This is a genomic window from ANME-2 cluster archaeon, assembly GCA_014237145.1.
Classification (GTDB): domain Archaea; phylum Halobacteriota; class Methanosarcinia; order Methanosarcinales; family Methanocomedenaceae; genus Methanocomedens_A.
In genome coordinates, this window is the sequence record JAAXOC010000111.1 from 18680 (window position 1) to 41126 (window position 22447).

A 22447-nucleotide genomic window follows, 5' to 3' on the forward strand; every position below is an offset into this window, starting at 1 on the left:
TCAGTTATTTTCAAGACGCTGATTCACGCAGATTAACGCTGATTTAAGGTTGCATCTGCGTTAATCAGTGTTAATCTGCGTCTAATATAATTATTGATTAATTTGAATTTTAGAATTGTGCCCTATACCCTTCATAATCTGACACTTGAAGGTTGACTTGACACTAGCCCTTTTCCCACACCAGCGCCGCCAGCACCGCAGGCACAGCCCCGATGGCAGTACATGTCTCAAGTGGAATCCCCTGTCCTGTTATATCCAGGTGATACCGTGCCCTTCCAAACAACTCCTTAGGCAGCCCCTTATGCCCCAGCCCCACCAGCAGCAGGTACGACCCGCCCCTGATAATCTCATCTGCCAGTGCTGCCGGGGTGATAGCCTTCTTCAGGTCCGGACCTGAAGTGGTCACCACTGGCACGCCGAACTGGGGCTGGAATCCTTTTTTAGGCAGGTCGAACACGAAGAACCGGTTGTGTTCCAGCATCTCATGCAGGTACTTGCCTGACCTGCCGATGGTGGTCTTATCTGCCACGAAATCACACAGTTCCCCTGCATCCATCTTGAACGGGTAATCGAACAGTGCCAGCGCAAATCCATAACTGTAGGCAATAGGTGCCGCCCTGGCAATGGAGCGGTAATGTGCATCCAGCACCTTGATCCTGTCATAAGTATTTACCAGTCCCAGTGTCAGCATCTTATCACTTCAATTCCAGTACCATAGGCACCTGCATGCATACATCCAGTTTATCGCACTCTGCACAGTCCTGCCACAACACAGGTTTTTGTGAATCATCCAGTGCCCTAAAACCCATCTTCTCGAAAAAGCCCCTGGCTGTCGTTCTTACATATATCCGGTCTGTCATGCCCCTTGCCCTTTGCATCAGTGTTTCGAACAACCTGCGCCCGATTCCTTTATTTTTCCACCCCGGAAGCACAGCAATAGACCTGAGTTCCACCAGGCTCATATTGGAATCCAGGCATGCACACCCCACAATCCTGCCCCCTGTTTTAGCTACAACAAACCAGTCAATGTTATCATCCACCAGTTCAGTCTCAAGTATGTACTGTGACAGGATACTTTTAATGTCCGGTATATCACCGGTGCCGGCATTCCTGATATTAATATCCACATATCTGGAATATGATATTACTATTATTAAAAATAGAGCAAGAGAGCGGCGGTTAACCGCCCCCTTACAGATACATTCACTCTTCCGGGTTGCCTTCTGGTTCAGCAGAAGATTCCTCTTCCTCTGTCTTGAAGATGTGGATGTCAGATTTATCGGCCATCGCCTTTTCCTTCAGTGACTCGCCAGCAATTATTGTTTCTTCAGTCTCCTTCACCAGGGCCTCCTCGATCTTTTCAACTTCCCGCCTCAGTTCGTCGGCCTTGGGTATGTGTCCTAGTATGTCCTCTGCCTTACCCACGATCTTCTCCACATCCACAGTTTCGCCCACTTCAGGCACTTCAGTGGAGGCACCCAGATACTGCCCTACCTGGTTTAGCATCTTTGAGATCTCCATTGGGAAGATTATCTTCGTGGCCTGGCCTTCAGCCATTTTCTTCATCATATCCATGCTCAGTACAGAGATGGCCTTTTTATCAAGGGGCACAGCACCCACACTGAGGATTCTCAGACCTTGTGACTCACCCTGGGCAATAAGTATCTTTGACACCCGCTCGCCTTCAGCCTCAAGTATCTGTGACTGCCGCATACCCTCTGCATTCAGTATCCGGGCCTGTTTGGAACCTTCGGCCTCAAGGATGGCGGCTTTTTTCTGGCCATCGGCCAGCAGGATCGCAGCCCTTCGCTTCCTCTCGGCAGAGGTCTGCTCTTCCATGGCCTCCTTGACAGTACCTACAGGGTCGACTTCCCTTATCTCAACAGCTTCCACTTTGACACCCCAGGCATCGGTTGCCTCGTCAAGAATATCCCTAAGCTTGGTATTTATGAAATCCCTGTTGTACAGGATCTCGTCCAGTTCCATATCACCTACGACTGATCGCAGTGTGGTCTGTGAGAGGCTTATAGTGGCGACATGATAATTTACCACTTCAAAATAGGCCTTTTCCGGATCAATAACCCTGACATAGACAATAGCGTCCACATTGGTGGGACTGTTATCCTTGGTAATGACCTCCTGCCTGGGTACATCCAGGACCTGGGTCCTCAAATCCATACGTATTACTTCACTGATCAGCGGATACACCCAGTTGAAACCTGGGTTTAACCGTTTCCTGTAGCGTCCGAGCACTATCCATAGGCCCTGTTCATAGGGCTGGATGATGGTAACACCCGAAATAAATATCAAAATGAGTGCTATTGTAATGACCAGACCCAATCCAAAATCAATTACTGCCATATACTATCCTCCATACAATTTATTTTCTATTTTGTTCCTGAACGTTTTTATCCTGAAATGATGTAATCAGATCATTCACTGATTTCAACAACTCTTACATGGACTCCTTCGGATTCTATTACTTTCACTTTTTTTCCTATCGGGATGACTGATTCGGATGTGGCACTCCATGTCTGGTTATCGATCTTCACTTTTCCGGTTATAGAACCTGGTTCAATATCAATGGTCACTTTCCCTATTTTATCTTTCAGGGTGTCCCTGCTGGTGGATAATGGTATTTGTACCGGGGCAATTTTACGGTACAGCATTATAGTTGCAATACTTGCCACCAGTGCAGTTACAACCATAATAACTGCATTCCATTGATCGAATATTTCGGGAAGCAGAATTAATACTGCACCCATAACCAGTAATACTGTGCCAGGTACTGCTACAAAGAACCCGGGATGAAACGACTCAGCTACAAGAAGGCCGATCCCTACAATTATCATTACCCATCCGATTTCTACATTTAACATTATTACATCCTTATATCAATTGTCTTGAATGATATACTCATCGTCGTCAGTTTCTCACCTAAAATCTTCTTTTTCCCACTATAAATAACTACCTCCAATTGCTACTCATTCTGTTTATTCATTTAAAAGGAACTTCTTCAAATTATTCCACATACATCCGGCTTTTTAATCGAACACTCTTTAAAGATTGCGTTTTTTAACCTATTTGAGATTCAGACCATATATTTACACTCAGAGTCATGTAAAATCTCATAGGCAATGCTGACGGATGGTATGTGGATGCTGGTTACCAATATCACGTTTTCCTTGGACAGAGCCTGGGGAGTATAGATTCGGTCTGTGAATTCGTCGATAACGAATACAAAACCTCCATCTCCTATCTTGCTTTGCGGTGCAGTGTTAATGATTTTTCTACTCCACACCCACAACTTAAATTTTATATTTTAACTGCTTGCAGCGGCTGGCAATCAATTCATTACGAACCGCAGATGGACGCAGATACACAGTCGAATAAGGAAGCGCGATTACTCGCCCTTTCTTATTCGGCTATGATCCGTGAAATCCGTGTTCTAAATCATTTGCTCCCATTTATACTTTGAGAGAGAGCGGATTGAAAGTAATATATTTTTAAAAAAATTTCACAGAGTACAAGAGGTAAGACCATGATTTTCAAGAATAAGACATATAAAGACATCAGGTCATGAGATATGGGTGACTACCTAAATTTAGGCATATTAGAAGGTCGAGAAGTTGAACAGGACGATGAAAAGTGAGGAGATTGCCCAGATATTGGGAATGGGAAAGTCTCTGGTGAATGAATACATAAGAATTTTAAATGAGGAGGGAGATTTATGAATAAAACAAATTTCGGCAAGTGTAGAGACCGATCGTTCATTTTGGAGTTTAGTAAAAAATAATAAAAGGATAAATTATGGCTCTGCGGTTAATTGAAGTATTTCTTCCTCCAAAGGATGAATATCGTGTACAACAGGCATTAAAAGACTTTGAAGTGTTGGACATCTGGCAGGAAAGGTTCTCAAAAGAGTTCATACACATAAAAATCCTTATCACTTCAGAAGATACCGAAACAGTGCTGGACATACTGAATAAACATATATCAATGGTTGAAGGACATAGGATAATTCTTCTTCCGGTTGTGGCATCACTTCCCAGACCTGAAATAGTAAATGAGGAAATGCTTGACAATGGAGAATCCCAACCTGAAAACAATTCAAAAGCAAAGAAAGGCAGAATTAGCCGTGATGAACTATATGTTAATGTTGAAGAGATTACAAGCCTTTCATATGTTTTCGTTATATTGTCATTGTTATCTTCAGTGGTCGCTGCCATCGGCATTATGCAAAATAATGTGGCAGTGATTATAGGCGCCATGGTCATTGCACCCCTGCTGGGTCCGAATGTGGCGTTATCCCTTTCCACCACCCTGGGGGATATTGACCTGGCCAAACGGGCCCTGAAAGCCAATATGACGGGTATCCTCACTGTCCTTTCATTTGCTGCTCTTGTAGGATATATGTTTAAAGTGGACCCAAACATTCCTGAACTTATATCCAGAACAAAAGTTAGTCTTGGTGATGTTATTCTCGCTATGGCTGCAGGCAGTGCGGCTGCATTATCATTAACCACAGGAGTTGCAAGTGCCCTTATTGGTGTTATGGTTGCTGTAGCACTGCTCCCACCACTTGTTGTTTTCGGGATGTTGATGGGACAGGGTGAATGGCAATTGGCAATGGGGGCAATGCTTCTGGTACTCACGAACCTTATCTGCATAAATCTTTCAGGTGTAGTGACCTTCCTGGCACAAGGAATACGTCCTCGTAAGTACGGAGATGCAGACAGGGCCAAAAAGGCGACACAGATAGCTATTGTCCTATGGACTTTTCTGTTGATATTGCTCGTAGTTTTGATTATCCTGTCGCAGAATGGTTGGAAGGTTCACTTTTAAGCATTTCCATAATGTAGATCATACCAGATATTTGGTAAAGGTGAACTGTCGTTTCTCCTACAAGGCCGGACTCAATTTTGTTCCTCACATCCCAGTATCTGTCAGGCAGTACATTGAACCGGATCAGTGCCTTACCTATACTATGCTCTTTTAATGATCGTTTGATCTTATTACAGTCAAATGTGACCTTGTCAAGCACACGATATCTATTCTTGAAAAATGGTGAATCAATGTTCGATAAAGAGGTTAACAGGCTCCGTCTGGCATCAATCTTTACGAGGCCCATATTTATGTTCAATTCGGCTGCAAGCTCCCCCAGCAGTTCCGCCTTCACCACAATAGGGTCGGGCTCAAAAGCATAAGGCAGAATTTCATCAGTCTCAGGTATTCCAGCCGGTACGGATACGCCCGACTCCAGCCTGTAATGCCTGTCCCCTTTCAACACCACAGCCGACCTCTCACAACTTTTCAGCGGCCCGAAGTACAGTGTCAGCCTGTTTAACTGTCCGTCCACGCTCAGGTACTCGCGTTCGCAATCAAAATCTATGCGTCCTGGCGGCATCTGTGGCGGGGCCTCGAAAGCAAAACTGCCTGTCACATCCCTGTATGCCTCCATCACCATCGGAATTCCTGGCCGCAGGCTGTCAGTCTGCCGCACATCCTCCTCGGCGGGCCGGGCCGGGTCGCTGAAGATAACATCTGCATCGGCAACCTGCTCCACCACCTGGGGCGACAGGGCATCCCCCTCAATAAAAGTGATGTTGTCCACGCCATACACTCCGGCATTACGGCGGGCACACTCCAGTCTTTCACGGTCTATGTCAATTCCGTAAACGCTATCGTATTCCTTTGCAAAGCAAACGGCCTGTCCCCCTATCCCGCAGCTGATATCGGCAAGCACACTGCACTTAAGCCGCCCGGCCCGGTAGCGACCTACAACCTCGGGCGTGGCAAACCGGAGTCCATCGCCGCAGGTAAACACCGATTTGCTGAACTTGGGACTTTTTGTTCGTTCCATTGCTCTATCGTACTTACTTGCTTACTTGTGCGTGAAATAAGCGATAACTTTGCCGTTTGCACTATCTATTCTCACATACCCGAACCGCTCAAACTGCACCACCCTGTCCAGGTCGGTCGCAATACCAGCCTCTCCGGTACCTGTGATCTCACCCTCGGGCGTAAGCACCTTCACAGGTATGCCGTCCACAGGCGCCCAGTGTATGATGCGCCCGCCCTCCTTCTTCATGGTCTCAATGTCACGTCCTGCAAACTCGGCCGTGCCCTGCCCCGTGATCCTGATATTGTACAGGTCTTTCAACCTGAACAGGTCGCCGGGTTTTGCATTACTGATGTCCTGGCTGCACACCAATACACTACTTTCTACCGTAATCTCCCTGAAGCCCCTGTCCACAGATGGATGCAGCGGCAGTTTCGCGTCTGTGACCTGTGATCCTGAAATGTCCAGTCTGACCGGGTCCCATACAAAGAAATAACGGTTAGCATCAGCATCGATCAGCTTGCGGTTCTCAGCATACAGGTTATCCAGGCTCAGGTTCACATCGGTCTCGCCCACACCCATGTCAATAAAGAACTTGCGCAATGCTTCAGGGCGAATCCCCTGGCGGCGCAGTGCCCTAAGCGTGGGTAACCCGGGGTCATCCCAACCGGAATATTCGCCAGCCTCAATGGCTTTTCCCAGGCCGCTGGTACTGAACTTACCGAACTCGTGCATTTTCACCCTGCCCCAGTGTGAGGTATGGGGATAGGTCCAGCCCAGGTAATTGTAAACGTATTTCTGCCGCAGTTCGCTGTCCATCAGGTCCTTGCCCCTGATGATATGTGTCATACCCAGCAGGTGGTCCTCAATTGCACCTTCAAAATCCAGCAGCGGCCAGACTACATACTTATCACCCACTTCCGGGCGGGGGTGCAGTGTCCTGATCACCCGAAACGCGCCCCAATCACGCAGCGCCGGATCCTTGTGCTTGATATCGGTCTTGATACGCAGCACCACAGTGCGCTCCTCGTACTCCCCTGCAAGCATCCGATTCCACTCATGCAGGTGGTGCTCAGGAGGTAAGTCCCTGTGGGGGCATGCCTGCTTGTTATCCTTCAGTTCCTTGAACTCTGCCTGTGTGCAGGTGCACACGTAGGCATGCCCTGCCTTGATGAGCTTCTCTGCATATTCGTAATACACGGGTAGCCTGTCCGATGCTATTACTACTTCATCAGGTTCGGCACCCAGCCAGCGGCAGTCCTCAAGGTACCAGTCGTAGGCTTCCAGCATTGGGCGCTTGGTCACGGGGTCGGTGTCGTCGAACCTGATGATGAACTTGCCGCCGTAATTCTTCACGTACTCGCTGTTGACCACGATACCGCGGGTGCTGCCCAGTGTGGGCGGGCCGTTGGGATTGGGTGCGAACCTCATGACCACACCACCTTTTGCATCGGGAAGTTCCTTCAGCCCCTTGTCAGGCTCCTTGCGCTGCGTGAGTTCTTCAATCAGTTCAGGCGCTAATGCTTGCAGTTCAGCCTGCCATTCTTCCGGAGTCCCTGATGCGATATCCTTTAAAAATGTGCCGATCAACGGCGAGATTTCCTTTGCCCTCTGCCTAAGCTCTGGATGCTCTCCCATGAGTTTTCCCATGACTGCACCCTGCTGCGGGGCTTTGCCGTATTTGACGGCATTCTGGAGAGCGTATTTCTTAACAAGAAGTTCGATATCTGTTTTCATATAGAGTTCATGATGTACTGGTACCACATAATTATTTGCTAATTTCGCACGTACCGCACAACAGCACCGGACGCTTCATATCCTGCCCCGACGATGTAGAATAAACCGTTTCAGGAAATAATAAAAAGTCTCGAAGGTCAAATGAAATGGTTCACGATGTATTGAGCCATTCCAGTTAATGCTAACGTATCCTCTTCTTTGGTTTAGGCAATATACCATTATCCATTTCTTCGATATCATATTCATCAAGGATCTCCCCTACGATCTCTTCAATGATATCTTCCATGGATAACAACCCCACCACATTCTGTTTCTCATCAACCACTACTGTTATCTGGATCTTCCTGAACTGGAGTTCCTTGAATATGGAAGCGATCTTGCGGTCACTCCTGACCGTTAATATGGGTCTCAATATCTCTTCAACACTCATTCTTTCAAGTTCTTCATCCCGGTATTTTAGCAGGTCTTTGGCATATATCATGCCTATGATATTGTCAAAATCATCCTTCCAGACAGGAAGCCTTGAATGGCCGGACTCATTGATCTTTTCAAGTGCCGTATCAAGGGTTATGGTATTTTCAACCGTTACCATGTCGGCCTTATAGGTCATGGCCGTCTTTGCTTTCTTGTCAGTGAACTTGAACACCTTATGGATATAGTCCTGCTCATGACGCTCGAACACGCCTTCTTCCACCCCAACCTTGAGTAAGAGTTTTATCTGGTCTTCTGTGATAAAGGGGTTCCTGATCTTTTCCTTTACCCCTAAAATTCTCAGTACTATGCGGGTGATCTGGGTGAAAATAAACACAACTGGGTATAGTATCCTGGTAAGTAATTCCAGCAGCCCTGCAATCTTCAGGGAATATGTATCAGCATGCCGGGTGGCAAAGGTCTTTGGGACGATCTCCCCGAATACCAGGATAACCACTGTCATTACACCGGTAGCTATAGCAATACCCATATTACCAAAATAATTCAATGTCAGGGCAGTGACAAGCACGGAAGCAGTCACATTCACGATGTTGTTACCCACAAGAATTGTGGTAATGAATTTTTCAGGATGCTGCAGTTCCTTATGGATGATATTGGCATTCTTATCCCCTTTTTCAGCCAGGTGGAGCATCTTAATTCGGTTTACTGAAATAAAAGCGGTCTCGGAAGATGAAAAAAAAGCCGATAGTCCTATCAGTATTATAACTGATAAAACCTCAATTAATGTTATTAGATCAATCACTGCTTTATTAACCCACTTTTATTAACTTCAATTGGTATTTGGTTCGTATACTTAAAAATTTTTCTGATAAATAAGATAGCGGGGCATGGATTCGAACCATGGATCTACGGGTTATGAGCCCGTCGGGATTTCCTGACTACCCCACCCCGCTTTTATGGTACTGAATAGGTAAGGGTAAGGGCTTAGATAAGTGATTATTAGTCATAAAGCCTTCGGTGAATTTTTTCAGGTGCGGTTTATGATTGGATGTGTAGCAATTCTGCTGCCTTTTCTTAGAGTTCTACAATTTTTCCTGCAGTTCCGAGGTATTTTTGCCATACTTGTTTGGGCTTGCCATAAACTTTTGCCATTTTAACAGCATACCAATATATACGACATTTGATCTTCTTCCTTTTCAATGTATAGGAAATTATATATTTACCTATAGGTTAACAAAACACAGGAAGTTTATATACCACAACAAGGAAATTTGCATAAAATTTCTGTAACTAAATGTTAAAATCAATTAACTTAATACGCATTAGAAATTCCAGATTAATATGTTCGTAGGGATTGACCACGGTACCACATTCATGCGGTTTGCATCATCGGATGACAAAGTATTCAGTATCCTGAGACAGGATGCTGCAGCAATGCCAGGGCATGAACTGCTGCATAATATCCTGCAGGGCCTGGATGTGTCAAAGAACGATATCCGGATGATTGCAGTTACTTATTCCATGGGTGATGGTATAGACCGCATCACACCCATTGACCGGGTGCCTGACAGGGGTATTACAAGCCGTGACGGTGCAGGGCTTCATGTGGGCGGGGGAACCCATGTCTATGATACCATAAAGGATTCAGGCATACCTGCCGTTGTGATCCCAGGGCTACACAGGGGCAACACACCGGATGCCCGGTTCAATGTATTCTCTCACGGGGCCAGTCCCGAAAAGCTGGGTATTACCTACCATGCCCATAAAATGGGATATGATAATTTCATAGTCTCTGATATCAGTTCTAACACAGTAACGCTGGCAGCAGCACATGGACGGCTATTGGGTGCTATCGATGCCTGTATCTTTGCACCCGGAATACACCATGGACCACTGGACCTTTCAGCTATCAGGGACGTTGATTCCGGTCTGTATACTGCCAATGAGGCCTTCACGCGAGCGGGTGTGACCAGTATGACCGGACACTCCGGCATTTATGAGCTTTTGGACGATTTCAACAAAGGTGATGAAAATGCTGTCCTGGCAGTTGATACTCTTGCATTGTTCGCATCAATGGAGATCGTGTCAATGACCCTTCCCTTAAAAGAAATGGGTGTGCATAGCCCGGAAGTTTTCATCTCAGGTTCGGTCAGTGAGATACAATATATAAAAGAGAAAATTGAGGATCATATTAGCTGCAAGGTAAAGTCCCTTGGGATATGGAGTGCTGCAAAAGGGTGTGCCTGCATTGCAGAAGATGTGTTTAATGGAGCAGGACATATACTTGGGATAGACGTAGATGCCTGATGAAGATCTGGTAAAGGTCATGCTTCATTTCAATAAGTTTAAATCAGGATATCGCCATATTACTTCCGATGAGGTTCGAGCGCCGCCATATAATCTCAATGAAGGATTTTACCCGGGACGAGATGGATTATATCCTGGACCGGGCCGCTAAACTTGAACCGTTGGCAAGGGGCGGCAGGTCTGACCTTCTGGCCGGTAAGATACTTGCACTATTATTCTACGAACCAAGTACCAGGACCAGGATGTCCTTTGAGACCGCCATGCTCAGGCTTGGTGGGCATGTCCTGAACCTTGGCTCCAAAGAGGCTACCAGTATTGTAAAAGGTGAGACACTTGCAGATATGATCCGGGTGGTCAGTACTTATTCCGATGCCATAGTACAGCGGCACCCCAGTGAAGGTTCGGCGCTAATGGCTGCCGAATTTTCATCCGTTCCCATTATAAACGGCGGCGATGGTGCCGGGCATCATCCCACGCAAACACTACTGGACCTGTACACGATCAGAAAGGAGAGCCATCTTGACAATCTTGATATTGCGATCGTAGGGGACCTGAAATATGGTCGAACTGTCCATTCCCTGACTTATGCCCTGTCATTATATGGCGCAAACATCACTCTTGTCTCACCCCCACAGTTAAAGATGCCTGACCAGATCAAGGCTGACCTGAAGGCCAGGGGTGCCAGGGTCCGTGAGACAGAGAACCTTGGGGAGATACTGGACAGCATTGATGTGCTGTACATGACCCGCATCCAGAAAGAACGTTTTCCTGATCCTACTGAATATAAAAAGGTGGCAGGTGCCTATAAGATCACTACCGAACATCTTGGGAACGTAAGGGATAGTATGATAATAATGCATCCGCTCCCAAGGGTGTATGAGATTGATAGTTCAGTGGATACTTCTTCACATGCCCGTTATTTTGAGCAGTCTTTCTATGGCGTACCCATCAGGATGGCCCTGCTTACTATCGTAATGGGGGTAGAGGTATGAGTGCTGAAAAAGAATTGAGGGTGCGACCCATTCACAACGGTACTGTCATTGACCGCATATTGGCTGGACAGGCCATGAACGTACTTAAGATACTGGGGATAAAAGGTGCATATAGTGAAGTTGTAACCATGGCTATGAATGTTCCCAGCAAGGCACTTGGACATAAGGATATAGTTAAGATAGAGAACAGGGAACTGGAAGAAAAAGAATTGGACAAGATATCATTGATATCTCCCGGGGCCACTATCAATATTATCCGGGATTTCGAAGTGGCAGATAAATACCAGGTAGAACTGCCGGAAATGGTGGAAAGTATGGTGAAGTGCATCAATCCCAATTGTATATCGAACACAAATGAACCTGTTACCTCAAAGTTCAAAGTAAAAAAAGACCCTATACAATTGAGATGCATTTATTGTGAAAATATTATTATTGAAAACATAGCCGAGCATCTGCTATGAGGAGGTCGTGAAATGACAGAGATTAATCGTGTCTTGCTGCTCTTGAAAAATATGGTCTATGAGAGCACCAGTCCCCAGGAGACCGTCAGGTTCGCAAAATACTATCGAAAAAAAGGGCTTGATGTTATGGTGGTATTGTGGGGGCCTATGGGTGTGCTGCTGGGTAAGAAGGATAAGTATGGGGCCCAGGCGTATGATAAATCTGTTAATGACTGCATAGATATGGGAGTCAGGTTCAAATGTTGTGATCTGGCATGTTCAATGATGGGGATATGCAATTATGATTTGATAGAGGGGATTGAAATTGTGGAGTCATATGAAGTGGCTGAAATGTTCCTGGAATATCAAAAGGATGGTCAGCTTATAATAAGTTTATAGTTTTTCATGGTATATAATGTATAAATTTCTCCTCAAATCTTGTACAGTTTACGTAGATATAATTTTAAAAAGTGTGTGCGGAAACATTAATGGTTAATAACATACAATTAAAACATATATCAGATTGGCATATCAATTGTCAGAAAAATGCTTACTTCGTTTGCATTTTCTAAGCCCTGCAGGAAAGTATGTACTTTTCTATACGTTAAAAAAAATTAATATGGAATATCGTGTGCATGAATTTAAGTAAAATAAATATCATGTATATTTAGTAAATATGATCAATATTTATAATTTTAGTTATTTATTAGAGGCATGTTAATATGGAACTTACACCTATTCAGAAGGAAATTTTAACTGCTTTAATTAATCTTTATCGCAAGCAAAAAACAGCTGTTAAAGGGGAAAATATAGCAGAGATCATCAACCGTAACCCGGGCACGGTCAGGAACCAGATGCAATCGCTAAAGGCATTGGGGCTTGTTGAAGGTGTACCCGGGCCGAAAGGTGGTTATAAAGCCACAGGTGCTACCTACCAGGAGTTAAGTATTGTTGAAATGGATAAAGAGGTAGTGGTACCTATATATAAAAACCAGCAGTATCTGGAGAATTTAACTGCTGCTGAGATTAGTTTTACCACTGTACGCCATCCTGACACCTGTAACGGTATTATCCGCATACTCGGGGATATCCGTGATTTCGATACAGGTGATATCATACAGGTAGGTCCCACTCCTGTTAATAAACTTGTTGTACGCGGAAAGATAATGGGGCGGGACGATTCATCCAATGCGTTGCTGTTCTCTATCACAGAGATGGTTTCGCTGCCAAAAAGCCCTATAAAGGATCTTGTACCTGATAAGACCATAATCGTTCCTGCCAGTTCCACTATCCAGGAAGCAGCAAGGATATTCACCAGGAATGATATTCATGGTGCGCCAGTGGAAGATAAGGGCAATATAGTGGGTATAATCACATATTCAGATATTGGTAGAACACTTGCCAGCGGAAAGATGAACCTAAAGGTCAGGGAGATCATGACACGGGAGATTATTTCAGTGGATGGCAATACACCACTCTATGACGTTGTCAAGGTCTTTGATGAAAATAAGGTGGGAAGACTCATAATCACCGATGGCGGCAGACATATAGGGATTATCAGTAAGACTGATGTACTCCATGAGATGATACTTCATTAGATTGACGGATTCATTTTTTCTCGTAGACTCTTATCCCGTCATGATAGATTCTTAATATCCTGTGATATGGGATTGATGTACCGTCCGTAGTCTCGAAAAAAGACCTGCCAATGATTCTAAGAGATGACCCTGGTATTGCTTTTGTGTCGCCTGGTGCGCCTCTGTGTATATAGTATATGGTACAATGGTTGATATCCAATCCTTTCCATTTGATCTCGTTAAGGATATCCCTGGATTTTCTCGATTTTATAGTGTGCATGTCCTTTCCATTAAATATACTTCTCATCAAATACACATCTCACCGAATACTCATCCCGTCAAATACCGATAATTTGATGAATAACTATGTCGTAAATGTTGAACAATAAAAAAAGTTTTCTGGATTGAACTATATGAAACATGAATTAATGGAAATCTTATGCTGTCCAATGTGCAAGGGTGATTTAGTGCTTACAATAGATGAAGAGGACGATAAAGAGATAATCAAAGGATCTCTTTTCTGTGGGAAATGCAATGAACATTACCCGATCGAGGATGGCATTCCCAACATGTTACCTCCCGATTTAAGGGAATAACTGCAGAGGTACTTGCAAGTGCAGCAGATACATATAAACAGGAACCGGATAAACTCGATCGAGTTCGATAAATCTGATATCACTATACCGCTTGATCCAGGGAATGAATGCAGCATTGAACTGCCAATTATTAATTACGGAAGTCCTACCCATGTGTATCTGTCCGTCAGCGATACACTTAGAAAAAACGTCAGGTTCCTGTCTGATAATGTCTATGTAGCCAACCAGGAATATGCACCTGTTCTGATCAAACTTCCTGCTGATCTCACCACATTGGAAGGTGAGATGAAAGTTACAACCGGATATGGGTCCCTCACAGAATCATTTAGGGTTATCATAGGTGAAATACCGGAAGTGTCCAAACCCATGTCAGTTATCGATGTTGATGAAAGACTGGCCTTCCCGAATTATAAGCAGGACCGGACATCATCCAGGGATGATTGGGATATTGATCCAAGTAAAAATCCGGATAAGAACCGAAAAAAAGAGATATCATTTAGTTTTCCGGATACGTTCATCCTGCCTTTGCTTATAATACTGCTCGTGGTGGTTATTCTGCTGGTCACATTTGCCTTTAATTTGATACATGTGCTGTATGGAGCCCTGGCAGTTTCTATTTTAATAATAATACTTATGGTATATGCTGTAATGCATTTGCTGGCAAAAAATAATTGAAAAATATGAGGTATTAGAGAACATGAAATATGTCATCGTAACCGGGGGTGTGATGAGCGGACTTGGTAAAGGAATAACAGCCGCATCAATGGGAAGGATATTGAAGAACAAAGGTTACGATGTAACGGCCATCAAGATCGACCCTTACATCAATATCGATGCCGGGACCATGAGTCCTTTCCAGCACGGCGAAGTATTCGTCTTAAAGGACGGCGGGGAAGTTGACTTGGACCTGGGTAACTATGAAAGGTTCCTGGATATCGAACTGACCCGGGAGCACAATATCACCACTGGTAAGGTATATCAGGCAGTCATCAATAAGGAGCGCAGGGGTGATTACCTGGGCAAGACCGTACAGATAATTCCTCATGTTACAAACGAGATAAAGGAACGGCTGAGGAATGTAGCCAAACAAAGCGGTGCCCAGATATGTCTTATTGAAATTGGCGGTACAGTAGGCGATATCGAGAGTATGCCGTTTTTGGAAGCTGTCAGGCAGCTGCATAATGAAGAAGATGTGGATGATGTGGTTTTCATCCATGTAACCCTGGTGCCTATGGATGCACAGGGGGAGCAGAAAACAAAACCGACCCAGCATTCGGTTAAAGAACTGAGGGAGTTAGGTCTTCACCCGGATTTGATAGTTACGAGATGTGTAAAGCCTATACTACCCGGTACCAAGGAAAAGATCGCCCTGTTCTGTGATGTGCCGGCAAAGGCGGTGATAAGCGCCCATGATGCCGAGGATATTTATATGGTGCCCCAGCAGTTGGAAAATGAAGGTGCAGCTGATTACATGTTGACCAAACTGGGACTGAACTCTAAGGATGACAGTAAAGAGTGGGACCGGATGGTGGAAAAGATGCGCTCGACCACTGGTTCAGTGGAGGTGGCCGTGGTGGGTAAGTACACTGACCTAGAAGACTCATATCTGAGCATAAGGGAGAGCCTGAAGCATGCGGGTATTGAGGTGGGATGCAAGGTAAATGCTTCATGGGTTGATGCCGAGGATTTTGAGAATGAACCTGAAACTATCAACCAGCTCGCAAAATATGACGGAATACTTGTGCCAGGGGGTTTCGGGGTGCGCGGCACTGAGGGGAAGATATCTGCGATTAAATATGCCAGGGAAAATGATAAACCGTACCTGGGACTGTGTCTGGGCATGCAGACTGCAGTTATCGAGTTTGCAAGGAATGTACTGGGGTATAAGGATGCAAACAGTTCGGAACTGGCTTCTACTGAGCATCCGGTTATAGACCTGCTGCCTGAGCAGGAAGGCGTTATAAATGTGAATATGGGTGCCACAATGAGGCTTGGTGATTATTTTGCTGAACTGACACCGGGAAGCCTTGCCAATAAACTATATGGTTCTGACGCGATAATAGAGCGTCACCGCCACAGGTATGAAGTGAATCCAAAGTACATTGATGAGATTGAAAAGGCAGGTATGAAATTCACAGGACGTAACGAGAACAGGATGGAGATTGCCGAGATCCCTGAACATAATTTCTTCTTTTCCAGCCAGTTCCATCCCGAGTTCAAGAGCAGACCAAACAGGCCTTCGCCACCGTTTTTGGGTTTTGTCAGGGCCATGTTCAAGAAAAACAACTGACGCACACAAGACAAGTGATAAGTAATAAACCACGGAGAGCACAAAGTGCACAGAGAGTAAAATCAGATGCAAACTCTGTGCTCTCTGTGTCCTCTGTGGTTAGATTATAATTGTCTAAAAATCAAAGTGTTAAGATATTATGACCAATATGAAAGCAAAAGTTGGCATATCTGTCCTGAAAGGTGAGGTGCTTGCACCCCCGTCCAAGAGTTATACCCACAGGGCTGTGGTTATGGCATCCCTGGCAGAGCAGACCATTGTAGAGCGTCCCCTGCTATCTGCCGATACTGCTGCTACTATAAGGGCATGCAGGGCACTGGGTGCCGTGATACAGGAGAAAGGTGACAGTCTCATTGTGGATGGGGTGAATGGGAAACCTTCCGTGCCTGGTAGCATTATTGATGTTGCCAACAGCGGTACTACACTGAGGCTGTTGATGGCTGTCAGTGCCCTGTGTGACGGTACAACGGTACTGACCGGGGACGACTCCATCCGTAAGCGACCCAACACACCATTGATAGATGTCCTGAACCAGCTTGGGACCAGTGTCACTTCCACCAGGGATAACGGGATGGCACCCATTGAAGTAAAAGGTCCCATGACCGGAGGTGAGGCGGTAATGGACGGAAGTATCAGCAGCCAGTTCTTTTCGGCCCTGCTCATGGCCTGCCCATTGTGCCGGACCAGGACAGTGGTCAAAGTGGATGGTGAATTAAAGTCCAGGCCGTATGTGGAGATCACTATTGAGATGCTGGAAAGTGCAGGTATTAAGATAGAACTGGCTGAAGACGATAAGGGGCACCTGTCATTTATCATTCCCCCGAACCAGTCATACAAATTAACCGAATATACGGTGTATACCGTGCCCGGTGATTTTTCTTCAGCATCATACCTGCTGGCAGCCGGTGCCCTGGCAGGCGGAGGTGGCGGTGCAGGCGGCGCTATTACTGTGGGCGGGCTGTACCCGAATAAGCAGGGCGATGCTGCTATAATCCCCATCCTGCAGGATATGGGTGCGAACCTGGAATGGGACCGGGAGCGAGGCGAGGTGAGGGTGAGTAAAAGCCGCTTGAAAGGTGTTACAGTGGATGTTGGGATGACACCTGACCTGGTGCCCACACTGGCGGTACTTGGTGCGCTGTCTCAAGGCGAGATGGTGATCGAGAATGCCGGACATGTCAGGTATAAAGAGACTGACCGCCTGCACGCTATGACTGTGGAACTGACCAGGATGGGAGTGGATATAACAGAGGAGCCTGACCGGCTGGTGATAAGGGGCGGCGGCCTGCATGGTGCCAGTGTGAGCGGCTGGCACGACCACCGTATCGTGATGGCACTAACTGTGGCCGGAATGGTTGCCGGGGATACAGTAATCGATACTGCCGAATCTGTAGATATTTCTTATCCTGGGTTCTTTGAAGCTATGAAGTCACTTGGCGGGGATATTACACTGGAATAAATTATAGAATTTCAGTTTGAATAGCTACTACTTAAATTATCTGGAAAGATGTCATATGAAGGATGTGATGTGCAGGATGTAACATAATAGAGCATTATCACCTGATGCCTGTCAGGTCCCAGTCAATTTTTTCCAGGAACTGATAGGCCTTATCAACTGCTTCATATTCTGCCAGAGCCTTGTTGGGTCCACTGCCAGTTATCCCGGGCAGCAATTTGCCATCGATGAGCAGACCCAATACAAAATGGTGTGTATTTCCTACTAACTTATCCTCTATAACAGGATATTCGATGGAAGGTGTGACTTTTTTCAATTCCTGGTATTTATGGATAAGCCTATCCTTTGGATTCTTTTGTGTAACCAGTTCGATCATTCGTTTTTCATCTTCAAGAAGATCGGATAGGTTGAGAAAGTCTATGATGAATTCCTTTGCCCGGACAATGGATCGTTCATTATCAAAATAAATTGCCGCAACCAAAGCCTCAATTATATCGTCACCCGGACCGGTACCTGAGCTATTATATCCAGTATTTGGATTATCTGTGGAATCGAAAATAAAATCACAGAGGTTATAAGAATTAGCGCAGTCTGCCAGGAACTGGTTATTTACTACTTCCTGCCGTATCTTTGTCATCACAGATTCGGGTGTCATTTCATAGAATACTTTATTATCTTTAAGCTGGGACCATTTTTCGTATAACAGTTCAGCGGTCACGAAAGATAAAATAGCATCTCCCAAAAATTCAAGGGCCTGGTTCTCCGGACATTGTGGGTGTTCGTTGGAATAGGCGCGGGTAGTTATTGCTGACGTGCCCAACTGCTTATCATTGAACTGGTATCCTATGATCTTCTCGATCTTACTGAGACTGGGATTATGGTTGTTCATGCTGTTAGTAGCAGTAATTTGGTTATTATTTTTCTAATTAAAACAAAATATCAGCCATATATCATATCATCTGGTGGTGGGGAACTGAGATGATTCAGTATATATTCCATGGGCACAGGAGAAAAACCTACCATCTCTCCTTTGCATTTGGGACATTCTATCTTGAATTTTATTGGAGTAGCAGTTACATCTTCCTCGTAATACGACTCCTGGATATAGGGATTGGGTACTGTTGTGGGTTCCAGCAATTCGTACTGTTTATCCTTTAACAGATCGTAATAATTAGATTCTTCAATATGAGCACAATCCTGGCATTTAAGAACGATCTTGTGTGCCATGAATCCTTTTTTTTCACTCAATGATATAAGTTCTTTAATCGGGTCGATCATGGAAAACAATAAGTACTTACCATAAATAATATTTTCTAATTATCTTTCAGGTGTTAAGGTATTCCTCAATCCTGTCCAGACCTTCCCTGATGTTCTCAAGGCTGTTGGCATATGAGAACCGCAAGTAGCCTTCTGCCCCCTCCCCGAAGTCAATGCCCGGAGCCACCGCCACCCCTGCTTCTTCAAGTATACGGCGGCTGAGTTCAAGTGAGTCCTCGCTGAACTCCTTTGCATTGGCAAGCACATAAAACGCCCCGGTAGGTTCACTGCCGATCCCGAACCCCATACCTTTTAGCCGCTGCAGGATGTACTTCCTGCGTTTATCGTACGTTGCCACCATCTCCTGTACATAGTCCTGCGGTCCTTTTAGTGCCGCAATGCCTGCATGCTGGACAAAGCTGTTGGCACAGATAAAGAAGTTCTGCTGTATCTTCTGCAGGGCCCTGATGTATTCGGGCGGTGCGATAAGGTAGCCAAGACGCCACCCTGTCATGGCAAAGAGTTTGGAAAAACCGTTCAGCACAAAGGCGTTGTCTGTGTATTCAAGTATGGAATGGTCTTTGCCATTGTAGATCAGGCCCTGGTATATCTCATCAGATATTACAGGAATATCCCCTGCGACTTCGGCCAGGCCCTGCATGGTTTTTGGGTACATGACGTGCCCGGTGGGGTTGGCAGGGGAATTTATCAATAGTGCCTTGGTCCGGGGGGTTATCTTCATGGCTACTGTATCGGGTGTCAGGCTGAACCCTTCGTCTTCCTTTGTATATACAAAAACAGGCCTGCCGTCCATGTATTCTACAAAATTTGGATACGCTGAATAATAGGGGTTGGACATCACGACCTCATCTTCTTTATCCAGCAGGCCCATGAACAGCATCAACATGGCCGGGCTGGTGCCTGATGTGATGATGACCTGCCCGCTACTCAAGTTTAGGTTGAACTTCCGGTTGTAGTATCCGGCAACCGATTCCCTGAGTTTGAGCAGTCCCATGCTGTGGGTGTACCTGGTCTCGCCTGCCTTTATTGCCTCATAGGCAGCTTCGCTGATATGGGAAGCTGTGGGGAAGTTGGGTATACCTACTTCGAGATGGACGATATCCCTTCCTGCGCGTTCGAGTTCCTCTGCCCTTTCCAGTACTTCCATTACATAGAATGGCGGTATCCTTGCAGCTTTTTTTGAGAACATATCCATTTGTGTAATGATTTGTATAATGTATTCAATATTCTTATAACCTGTTGGATTTTAAGTTTAAAGGCTGTGAATGTTATCAATGACGGATCTCATTTTCAAGCAGCCAGTACCAGAGCGGTACATACCGTATTAGTTTCCCATCAACAGTTTCCTCATGGAACAGGTCTGAAGTTATGATCGTACCTTCCGGAAGGTCAAAATAGTCCAGACCTTCAACCAGACCATTGACCTCACGGGATTTTGTCTTTGCATCTGAAATATCAACACACACCTGTATCAGATGACTGGTTTCCAATCCCTCTTTTATTATAAAATCCACCTCGTGGCTTTTTGCACTTTGCCAGTAATATGTTTCACGATTTGTCCGCTTGAGCTGCAAGAATACCAGATTTTCATACAACTGCCCCATGTTATCTGAAAAGCGGAATGAGACGGCATTGACCATGCCGGTATCTATACAGTATAATTTTTTAGGTTTGTTTATCTGTTTCTTTATTGAATGATCATAATGCGGTATGGTGAACAGCAAGAATGCATCTTCCAGATATGCCAGGTAATTTATTATGGCATCCGTACTGAGGGGGGAATAATTTGCAAACAATCTTCTTAGTGAATTGAATGAATGGGGTCTTGAAATGTTTGAGATGCAAAACAGGCTCAACTGCTTGAAGACCTGGGGATTACGTATATTGAAACGGGAGATGATGTCCCGGTAAATGATGTCGTCAAAGTAAGACTGAAGTAATTCCCTTTGCCCCACTCCTGGATAGTATATTACTTCAGGAAACCCGCCATTTTCCAGGTATTCGCTGAATTTCTTTTTTACTAATGTCTTTTTTTTCGAATATTGCAGGGTTTTTAGCTGGAACTTTATTTCGTGGTAATCCAGGAATTCAGTGAAACTGAACGGGAACATCCGGGTTGTGATATGTCTTCCGGTTAACAGGGTGGATATGTCACGTGATAACAATGATGCATTTGAACCGCTTATTATGATCTTTATATTTTGGTGTTTGTCATAGGTGCTCTTGACCCACTTTTCCCAGTCAGGCATGTTCTGGATCTCATCCAGGAACAGGTATAAATTGTGCTTGTCAGAGACCTCAAAAAACTCGTAGAACGTTTCGATCAGTAAATGTAGTTCATCGCCGTTTAAGGGCTGGAGCCTGTCGTCATCAAGGTTGATGTATAATATATTTGATTTGGGTATGTCTGAGTCCAGCAGCTCGGATATCAATTGGAACATGTAATAGGTCTTGCCGCAGCGCCTTACGCCTATTATGTCTACAATATGCGGGCCGGTAAGGTCTATATCACGCCACCGCTTCTGGAATTTTGGCAGTTCACGTTCCTGCCATTCGACAAATACGTGTTTTAGTTTGCTTTTTGTGTCCATGCTATGTAATATGGACTCTGGAAGTAAATAAGTTTATCGTGTATAGTCGATAAATTTTGCAGATTTTATCGTATATATACGATGATAACACATGTAACCTATGCTGCAGGATGCTTAATTTTTATGATATATTTTAAATCAACTTTTAAATCAAAATCTTCTAATTTGAAATCCTTGTTTACATTATCACAAAAAATAACATTGTCCCCTGATAATGATTTGTAGAGTTCTTTATCAAAAGATTTTCTTACTTTATTATATATATCATTTGAGATTGTCGGAAAAGCCTAATTTTCGAATATTTCAGCTTTACTGTATAAACTTGACTGGGCGCAGCATAGTGATTTATTTTTAACAATATTTCTCTAAGTTTTAATTTAGGCGCTTTTCAGGTACTTTTCCGACAATCTCCATTTCCCATTAAAAATAAGAATTTTGATTTAGGATTATTAATAAACCGTTCTATTACCACTGATTCAAGAAAAAAATCAATGAATAAATGCTCTGCTACCCTACTCTTAAATACTTTTGTTGAAGGTGCAGACCATGCTGTTCTTTCATGCCATCTATCATCATGATAAGTGGCAATTCCATGCAAGGTTGCTTGTGTAACCATTATTTTTGACTCTTTAGAAACGGCTTTTTTTCCTTCAATTATATTAAATAAATCATGAAAATCTGTTTTATATATGCTTCCATTTGACCTATATTTCCATTCTTTTTTAAATTGTTTATACATCCCACCTTTATATATATTATGTATATATATTTCTCTAAGCTCATTTACATCCAATAAGTCAATGTTTTTTTTCTTTAAGTTAAGTGCGATTCCATTTGCGGCGGTAATACCTTACTTTGAAAGATCCTAAAAAATAAGCCCTTCAGCTAGCGTTTTCTGTTGCCACCACA

At 44.5% G+C, this 22447-nt stretch carries 23 protein-coding genes, 1 tRNA gene and 1 pseudogene; 11 read left to right on the plus strand and 14 right to left on the minus strand.

Annotated elements, in window-relative coordinates; genetic code table 11:
• Positions 1–163: 163 nt before the first annotated feature.
• The 4 genes from HF974_15370 to HF974_15385 all read right to left on the minus strand — a co-directional run bounded on the left by HF974_15370 (position 164) and on the right by HF974_15385 (position 2879).
• Positions 164–691 carry a DUF531 domain-containing protein gene (locus HF974_15370; GenBank protein MBC2699676.1) on the minus strand — a complete coding sequence of 176 codons (528 nt, stop codon included), beginning with the start codon at positions 689–691 and terminating at the stop codon, positions 164–166.
• Between the two features lie 4 nt (positions 692–695).
• Positions 696–1127 (minus strand): GNAT family N-acetyltransferase, encoded by a 432-nt coding sequence (locus tag HF974_15375; protein ID MBC2699677.1) that lies wholly within the window; start codon positions 1125–1127, stop codon positions 696–698.
• Positions 1128–1203: 76 nt separating this feature from the next.
• Positions 1204–2361, minus strand: a complete 1158-nt coding sequence (locus HF974_15380) for an SPFH/Band 7/PHB domain protein (protein ID MBC2699678.1) — start codon at positions 2359–2361, stop codon at positions 1204–1206.
• A 71-nt stretch (positions 2362–2432) separates the two neighbouring features.
• Complete coding sequence (locus HF974_15385) at positions 2433–2879, minus strand: NfeD family protein (protein ID MBC2699679.1); 447 nt, start codon at positions 2877–2879, stop codon at positions 2433–2435.
• Positions 2880–3608: 729 nt separating this feature from the next.
• On the opposite strand from HF974_15385, the pseudogene HF974_15390 reads away from it, so the two are divergent.
• A pseudogene (locus HF974_15390) lies at positions 3609–3734 on the plus strand (DUF1670 domain-containing protein).
• Positions 3735–3810: 76 nt separating this feature from the next.
• A complete protein-coding gene (locus tag HF974_15395; GenBank protein MBC2699680.1) occupies positions 3811–4845 on the plus strand; it encodes a TIGR00341 family protein in 1035 nt (344 codons plus the stop codon).
• On the opposite strand, the gene HF974_15400 is transcribed toward HF974_15395, so the two are convergent.
• From HF974_15400 to HF974_15415, 4 genes are all read right to left on the minus strand, one after another.
• Complete coding sequence (locus HF974_15400; GenBank protein MBC2699681.1) at positions 4808–5863, minus strand: methyltransferase domain-containing protein; 1056 nt, start codon at positions 5861–5863, stop codon at positions 4808–4810. The genes HF974_15395 and HF974_15400 overlap by 38 nt on opposite strands.
• Before the next feature lie 21 nt (positions 5864–5884).
• Positions 5885–7579 carry a glutamate--tRNA ligase gene (locus HF974_15405; GenBank protein ID MBC2699682.1) on the minus strand — a complete coding sequence of 565 codons (1695 nt, stop codon included), beginning with the start codon at positions 7577–7579 and terminating at the stop codon, positions 5885–5887.
• Between the two features lie 181 nt (positions 7580–7760).
• Positions 7761–8813: an HlyC/CorC family transporter gene (locus HF974_15410; protein ID MBC2699683.1), complete on the minus strand. Its 1053-nt coding sequence runs from the start codon at positions 8811–8813 to the stop codon at positions 7761–7763.
• 76 nt (positions 8814–8889) lie between these two features.
• Positions 8890–8964, minus strand: a tRNA-Met gene (locus HF974_15415).
• Positions 8965–9352: 388 nt separating this feature from the next.
• On the opposite strand from HF974_15415, the gene HF974_15420 reads away from it, so the two are divergent.
• The 5 genes from HF974_15420 (at position 9353) to HF974_15440 (ending at position 13348) form a co-directional block, all read left to right on the plus strand.
• A complete protein-coding gene (locus HF974_15420) occupies positions 9353–10318 on the plus strand; it encodes a methanogenesis marker 12 protein (GenBank protein ID MBC2699684.1) in 966 nt (321 codons plus the stop codon).
• Positions 10319–10386: 68 nt separating this feature from the next.
• The gene (pyrB, locus tag HF974_15425) at positions 10387–11310 is read left to right on the plus strand and encodes an aspartate carbamoyltransferase (GenBank protein MBC2699685.1); all 924 of its coding nucleotides are present in this window, start codon (positions 10387–10389) and stop codon (positions 11308–11310) included.
• A complete protein-coding gene (locus tag HF974_15430) occupies positions 11307–11771 on the plus strand; it encodes an aspartate carbamoyltransferase regulatory subunit (GenBank protein MBC2699686.1) in 465 nt (154 codons plus the stop codon). Before pyrB ends, HF974_15430 begins: the two co-directional genes overlap by 4 nt.
• A 12-nt stretch (positions 11772–11783) precedes the next feature.
• Entirely contained in the window at positions 11784–12149 is a 366-nt protein-coding gene (locus HF974_15435; protein ID MBC2699687.1) for a DsrE family protein, read from the plus strand.
• A gap of 323 nt (positions 12150–12472) precedes the next feature.
• Positions 12473–13348 carry a CBS domain-containing protein gene (locus tag HF974_15440; GenBank protein MBC2699688.1) on the plus strand — a complete coding sequence of 292 codons (876 nt, stop codon included), beginning with the start codon at positions 12473–12475 and terminating at the stop codon, positions 13346–13348.
• Between the two features lie 10 nt (positions 13349–13358).
• Here HF974_15440 and HF974_15445 read toward each other — a convergent pair whose 3' ends face one another.
• On the minus strand, positions 13359–13607 hold the full coding sequence (locus HF974_15445) for a DUF504 domain-containing protein (GenBank protein ID MBC2699689.1): 249 nt from the start codon (positions 13605–13607) through the stop codon (positions 13359–13361).
• A 133-nt stretch (positions 13608–13740) separates the two neighbouring features.
• Here HF974_15445 and HF974_15450 point away from each other — a divergent pair, with 133 nt between their 5' ends.
• The 4 genes from HF974_15450 to aroA all read left to right on the plus strand — a co-directional run bounded on the left by HF974_15450 (position 13741) and on the right by aroA (position 17672).
• A complete protein-coding gene (locus HF974_15450; protein ID MBC2699690.1) occupies positions 13741–13923 on the plus strand; it encodes a Trm112 family protein in 183 nt (60 codons plus the stop codon).
• 18 nt (positions 13924–13941) lie between these two features.
• Positions 13942–14598 (plus strand): hypothetical protein, encoded by a 657-nt coding sequence (locus HF974_15455; protein ID MBC2699691.1) that lies wholly within the window; start codon positions 13942–13944, stop codon positions 14596–14598.
• 22 nt (positions 14599–14620) lie between these two features.
• Positions 14621–16213 (plus strand): CTP synthase (glutamine hydrolyzing), encoded by a 1593-nt coding sequence (gene pyrG, locus HF974_15460; GenBank protein MBC2699692.1) that lies wholly within the window; start codon positions 14621–14623, stop codon positions 16211–16213.
• A gap of 148 nt (positions 16214–16361) precedes the next feature.
• Complete coding sequence (gene aroA / locus HF974_15465) at positions 16362–17672, plus strand: 3-phosphoshikimate 1-carboxyvinyltransferase (protein ID MBC2699693.1); 1311 nt, start codon at positions 16362–16364, stop codon at positions 17670–17672.
• Positions 17673–17769: 97 nt separating this feature from the next.
• Here the strand turns inward: aroA and HF974_15470 are convergent, their stop codons facing one another.
• From HF974_15470 to HF974_15490, 5 genes are all read right to left on the minus strand, one after another.
• The gene (locus HF974_15470; GenBank protein ID MBC2699694.1) at positions 17770–18558 is read right to left on the minus strand and encodes a hypothetical protein; all 789 of its coding nucleotides are present in this window, start codon (positions 18556–18558) and stop codon (positions 17770–17772) included.
• Positions 18559–18608: 50 nt separating this feature from the next.
• Positions 18609–18947 (minus strand): hypothetical protein, encoded by a 339-nt coding sequence (locus HF974_15475; protein ID MBC2699695.1) that lies wholly within the window; start codon positions 18945–18947, stop codon positions 18609–18611.
• 46 nt (positions 18948–18993) lie between these two features.
• A complete protein-coding gene (locus HF974_15480; GenBank protein MBC2699696.1) occupies positions 18994–20136 on the minus strand; it encodes a pyridoxal phosphate-dependent aminotransferase in 1143 nt (380 codons plus the stop codon).
• An 82-nt stretch (positions 20137–20218) separates the two neighbouring features.
• The gene (locus HF974_15485; protein MBC2699697.1) at positions 20219–21538 is read right to left on the minus strand and encodes an ATP-binding protein; all 1320 of its coding nucleotides are present in this window, start codon (positions 21536–21538) and stop codon (positions 20219–20221) included.
• A gap of 388 nt (positions 21539–21926) precedes the next feature.
• Positions 21927–22331 carry a hypothetical protein gene (locus tag HF974_15490; protein ID MBC2699698.1) on the minus strand — a complete coding sequence of 135 codons (405 nt, stop codon included), beginning with the start codon at positions 22329–22331 and terminating at the stop codon, positions 21927–21929.
• Positions 22332–22447: the final 116 nt, after the last annotated feature.